This is a genomic window from Psychrobacter sp. (assembly GCF_030457785.1).
Taxonomy (GTDB): domain Bacteria; phylum Pseudomonadota; class Gammaproteobacteria; order Pseudomonadales; family Moraxellaceae; genus Psychrobacter.
The window spans coordinates 1-4,395 of sequence record NZ_JAKDUI010000220.1; the positions used below are offsets into that span (position 1 = coordinate 1).

At 44.5% G+C, this 4,395-nt stretch carries 5 protein-coding genes; 3 read left to right on the forward strand and 2 right to left on the reverse strand.

Annotated elements, in window-relative coordinates; genetic code table 11:
* Window positions 1-233: 233 nt before the first annotated feature.
* Window positions 234-1,052: an NRDE family protein gene (locus L0J61_RS09575; protein ID WP_301466223.1), complete on the forward strand. Its 819-nt coding sequence runs from the start codon at window positions 234-236 to the stop codon at window positions 1,050-1,052.
* 104 nt (window positions 1,053-1,156) lie between these two features.
* On the opposite strand, the gene L0J61_RS09580 is transcribed toward L0J61_RS09575, so the two are convergent.
* Window positions 1,157-1,675, reverse strand: a complete 519-nt coding sequence (locus L0J61_RS09580; protein WP_301466224.1) for an RNA pyrophosphohydrolase — start codon at window positions 1,673-1,675, stop codon at window positions 1,157-1,159.
* Window positions 1,676-2,321: 646 nt separating this feature from the next.
* Here L0J61_RS09580 and L0J61_RS09585 point away from each other — a divergent pair.
* Both L0J61_RS09585 and L0J61_RS09590 read left to right on the forward strand, forming a co-directional pair.
* The gene (locus L0J61_RS09585; RefSeq protein WP_301466225.1) at window positions 2,322-2,735 is read left to right on the forward strand and encodes an OsmC family protein; all 414 of its coding nucleotides are present in this window, start codon (window positions 2,322-2,324) and stop codon (window positions 2,733-2,735) included.
* A 14-nt stretch (window positions 2,736-2,749) separates the two neighbouring features.
* Window positions 2,750-3,175, forward strand: coding sequence for an MAPEG family protein (locus tag L0J61_RS09590; protein ID WP_301466226.1), 426 nt, complete (start codon window positions 2,750-2,752; stop codon window positions 3,173-3,175).
* A gap of 62 nt (window positions 3,176-3,237) precedes the next feature.
* On the opposite strand, the gene L0J61_RS09595 is transcribed toward L0J61_RS09590, so the two are convergent.
* The gene (locus tag L0J61_RS09595) at window positions 3,238-4,251 is read right to left on the reverse strand and encodes a tRNA-dihydrouridine synthase (RefSeq protein ID WP_301466227.1); all 1,014 of its coding nucleotides are present in this window, start codon (window positions 4,249-4,251) and stop codon (window positions 3,238-3,240) included.
* Between the last annotated feature and the right edge of the window lie 144 nt (window positions 4,252-4,395).

A 4,395-nucleotide genomic window follows, 5' to 3' on the forward strand; every position in this document is an offset into this window, starting at 1 on the left:
CGCATTCATCCCACTACCTTAGAGGTAGGGGATTTCTGCGGTAAAATGTTAAAGTGGTTATATTTTGCCAAACGTGCATGGATTTTGTATACATGTCGCCAAATGGTTTGTCGAGAGCGTGATATCAATCACGCTGTTTGGCGTCATGTTGTCTCGTTTTAATTACTATTTTAAAACTGAGTAAGGTTTTAGAAGAGCGTTGTAAAAGTATATTTTTAGTCATTAGGAGTTTTATGTGTATCGTCGCCGTCGCTTGGCAACTATTTGATGAGATGCCTTTGGTGTTATTGTCCAATCGTGATGAGTTTTTGCAGCGTCCGACTGAGCCATTGCACCAGTGGTCTGACCAACCGATTTATGCGGGTCGTGATAAAAAAAGTGGTGGTACTTGGTTGGGTGTTCATCGAGAGCAGCAGGCAAGTTTTTATGAACAAAACGGGCGATGGGCAGCTGTCTTGAACTATCGTGATGGCGTGCAGGCGAGCATGGATGAGCGTTCGCGTGGCGGCTTGGTCACTGATTTTTTGAGTAGTGGTATAAGTCCGATGGCATTTGCAAGGCAAATTAGCCTGCAAGACTATGCAGGGTTTAACCTACTTATTGGCGATGCCACACAAGCTGTCGTGGTGAATAATCGTGGTCATGCGCCCACACCTTTATATTCAGGGCTACATGTTATCTCTAACGGTCAGCCAGACGATGGTTGGTTTAAAACGGAAAAACTACGGGGTCGGTTGCGACAAGAGGTGCTGCCGCTCATTGCAGAGGACGATACTTTTGCCTATTGGCAAGAGGCTGCCTTTGACGTGCTGTCTGATAGTAGGCAAGCACCAGCAGATAAGTTGCCAGATACGGGCATGACTAATGAGATTGAGCAGGTTTTGTCTGCTATATATATTGAGCCAGTCGCTTTTGGTGAGGTCGCAAGCGATTCTCCCACTTACGGGACGTGTACTCAAAGCATATTAACCTTACGTAAAGACGATAATAAAATCTCGAGAATAGCGGCCGACATAGTTAGTCGAGAGATTAATACTCATCATTTAGCATAAAAAATGCTCATTCTGATATCGTCGTTGCGAGGTATCAGGATGAGCAGCTATGCTTCGTGAGACATGTTTTTGCAAGACACGCTTTTGCAAGAAGTTGAATAGTGTTAAATCAACAGGTGATTGTCCTGTTCAGGGATAATCAATTCTTGTTCTAGGGGTAATTCACGTACTAGTTCTTGCAACGCGCGGCGATATACTCCGCGTTTGAAGTGAATAACTTGTCCGAGTGGATACCAATAACTGACCCATTGCCAGTGGTCAAATTCTGGCTTTCCTTCATCAAAGCGAATGTGTTGAGTGTTTGGCTCATCTAAGCGCAGCAAAAACCATTTTTGTTTTTGCCCTATACACAAAGGATACTGCCCATGCCGCACATAACGTTTCGGCAGACGATAACGCAGCCAGTCTTGTGTGACGGCCAATAAGTCGACATGACGTGGGTGCAGCCCGACCTCTTCCCAGAGCTCGCGATACATCGCATCTATCGGCGTTTCCCCGCGATCGATGCCGCCTTGAGGGAATTGCCAAGCGTTGTGACCAATACGTTTTGCCCACAGTACTTGTCCTTGTGTATTTGCCAAGATGATGCCGACATTGGCGCGAAAGCCATCTGCATCTATCATGAACAACCCTTTCAAAATGTTTAAAATCGCTTATTTCAATACGGTACTAGGCGTCAATCTTAATTATTATAAGTCGATTGTTGCTAGCATTGAATAAAAATAAGTTCTATTACCGTTATTAAACCAAGAAATAGGCGAAATGTGTAACAGTATTTTGCTATAAATTGTTTCACGAATTTAACTTTTTGAGAATCAATGGCTTATAGATAGGCTGATGTGGCAACACAGCGCTGAGCTTTTTGTCATACTCAATTTGATTTGACCAAGGCGTGGCCTTAAATTTGTGCTGATGGTTATGCTTGCGTCTGTACTTATGGTTGTATTGATGGGTTGCCGACTCTTCAATATGTTCTAAGCTGTGTCAGTGCGGTCGTGACTTTGTAAAATATGGTTTTGGCTTATGCTACACTGACAGTATTAAGGCGACATAAGGTCATAAGAGTGTGGAACTTTATGTCCAGCGAGTATGGAACTTTATGTCCGCCGAACTTCAATTGGTTGGTTTATAAATGAGCTAAAAGCGGATAAATGGTGGTGCTAGCTCTTCAGTGAAAGCACGGTCTAGACTAGGTAAATGACCCGATTAAATTAATAACAGCTTGATTAATAATTGTATCAATCAAAAACATAATAAGGATAAGTTGAGATGTCAAAATCAAAAGCAAGCGTCACGTGGCAAGAGAATAAAGCATTTATGGGCGTATCACCGTCTGGCCATAATGTACAAATCGATGCCGATAAAGAAAAAGGCGCCAGTCCCATGGAGCTGGTTTTATTAGGGCTTGGTGGTTGTGCCAGTTATGATGTGGTTTCTATTTTACAAAAGTCACGTCAGGATGTGACAGACGTACGTTGTGAACTGACGGCACAACGCGCTGAAACCATTCCGGCTGTTTATACTGACATTCATATTCACTTCGTGGTGACCGGTCAAGATATCAAAGAAAAACAAGTTGAAAAAGCCGTTCATTTATCAGCAGAAAAATACTGCTCAGCCAGTAGAATGTTGGTAGCGGGTGGGGTTAATGTCACCCACGATTTTGAAGTGATTGCAGGCTAGGGGTTCATCTAATCATGAATGCATTCTTTGAGTTGGTTTCCAATACCGCAGCGTCGGCGATTTGGGCAATGATGGTGGCTAGTCTGCTACCACTTGCTATGGCGATGACTGCGAAGCTTCTAGGTGGCTTTAGCCTTGCTGACAATGCGCATCCGCGCAATTTTTTGCAGGGAACGACAGGTGCAGCAGCACGCGCCAATGCGGCTCAGCAAAACAGCTATGAGACCTTACCTATATTTTTGGCGGCAGTACTGACCGCGATGTTATTCTTTGTGCCGCAGTTTATTATCAATGTATTGGCTTGGCTATATGTGTTGATACGTGTTGGCTATTGTGTGGCTTATGTCATCAACTTAGCGACCTTTCGCTCGATACTCTGGGTATTGTCAATGGCTTGTTCAGTGATGTTGTTTTACCTAGCGATTCGAGTGAGTGTGTAAGTCTAGGCTGCACGTATATAGGCGGTGTCTTTTTTAACTTCTAACGGTAGAGTAGTGATTATTTATTCGACGCTAGCGTTTAGAGCATCGATAATCGCTACTCTATTTTTTTCTCGTTTGATGCTGCCCCACAGCGTTTGCGCCTCGTTATAGCCTTTGGTAAGCATGCCGAGCCATTGTTTATAACGCCCCACCAACACCACATCGTTTTTTGCTGCACCTTCTAAAAACTTAATCTGATGCCCAATTAAATCTGTCCATGATAGGGTCGTGGCATCTTCTACAGCTTTATTATCAACCAGCGCGATCAAATCAGGGCGGGTAACGGCGCCACGTCCCAACATCAAGTGGCTGGTACCTGACTGCGTCATGCAATTTTGCGCTTGTTCTGCATTCCATATCTCACCATTGGCAATTACCGGAATATCGAGCGTGTTAAAATTTTGAATTTTGTCCCAATAAGCCGGTGGTTTATAGCCTTGGGTTTTGGTGCGTGCATGGATAGTCAGCCAATCTGAACCACTCGCGGCAATGGCGTTGCGAATGTCATCCATGCGACAGGTGTCGGTATAACCCAAGCGAATTTTTGCTGACACTGGAATATGACTTGGAACGGCACGGCGTACAGCACTGATGATGTCGTACATAACCTCTGGCTCGTCTAACAGTACCGAGCCACCACGATGGCTGTTAACTGTCTTGGCAGGACAACCAAAGTTGATATCAATCGCAGGCGCACCTAGCTCACAAGCGTAAGCGGCATTTTCTGCCATTAGTTGTGCTTCACTACCTAGTAGTTGCACATGAATCGGCGTACCTGAAGCGGTCTTGGCATCATTATGCAGCTCGGGTACGTATTTATAAAATACATGCGCAGGCAGGACGTGCTGGGTCACACGGATGAACTCGCTCACTGACCAGTCGTAGGGACGACCTAAATCTGCTGCAATTTGGGTCAAGATTTCTCGCATCAATGGATCTGTCAGACCTTCCATGGGGGCGAGTAGGCGAACGGGGTTGGCAAAGAACGGTGATCTGAAATTTTGGTCTGCCTGAAGGTTTGGATTATGGTTCATGGTGGTAACATCATCATTGTCAGCTGAAGTTGGTAAAAAAGGCGATCAAGTGCAAGTTGAGTAGGGCGTTAAGTATTGCCCAAAATCACTTTTTTACCCGTCTGCAATCCTGATATTAGATCTTTAATTTTATGAATATCTAAG

Coding starts and splice junctions, on each gene's coding strand:
- L0J61_RS09575 (WP_301466223.1), top strand. CDS start 234: ATGTGTATCGTCGCCGTCGCTTGGCAACTATTTGATGAGATGCCTTTG.
- L0J61_RS09580 (WP_301466224.1), bottom strand. CDS start 1,675: ATGATAGATGCAGATGGCTTTCGCGCCAATGTCGGCATCATCTTGGCA.
- L0J61_RS09585 (WP_301466225.1), top strand. CDS start 2,322: ATGTCAAAATCAAAAGCAAGCGTCACGTGGCAAGAGAATAAAGCATTT.
- L0J61_RS09590 (WP_301466226.1), top strand. CDS start 2,750: ATGAATGCATTCTTTGAGTTGGTTTCCAATACCGCAGCGTCGGCGATT.
- L0J61_RS09595 (WP_301466227.1), bottom strand. CDS start 4,251: ATGAACCATAATCCAAACCTTCAGGCAGACCAAAATTTCAGATCACCG.